This window comes from Halomonas sp. ND22Bw (assembly GCF_003011945.1).
GTDB lineage: Bacteria > Pseudomonadota > Gammaproteobacteria > Pseudomonadales > Halomonadaceae > Halomonas > Halomonas halophila.
The window spans coordinates 1-239 of record NZ_PXWD01001692.1 but is presented as its reverse complement, the minus strand read 5'-3'; the positions used below and the strand labels follow the sequence as shown (position 1 = coordinate 239).

General features: G+C 64.9%; 1 protein-coding gene. It reads right to left on the bottom strand.

Annotated elements, in window-relative coordinates:
* Positions 1-222, bottom strand: a 222-nt coding sequence (locus tag CVH10_RS24030; RefSeq protein WP_146143387.1) for an aldehyde dehydrogenase family protein, incomplete at its 3' end; no start/stop codon positions are given.
* Positions 223-239: the final 17 nt, after the last annotated feature.

Genomic DNA, 239 nt, shown 5'->3' with positions numbered 1-239 from the left:
CGGCTTGCCGGCTTCGCGTGCGATCGTATCGGCGAATGCCTCCGCCCGCTGCCGGATCACATTCGCGAAACGGCGCAGCGTTTCAATGCGATAGGCGAGCGACTTGGTCGCCCATGGCAGAAAGCCGTCACGCGCGGTCGCCACTTCCAGTTCGACGTCGCCCGTCACGCCGCGCCACAATTCGGCCCCCGTCGCCGGTTCGAAGGAAATCAGCTCTGCCATCGCAACGTCTTACCCAC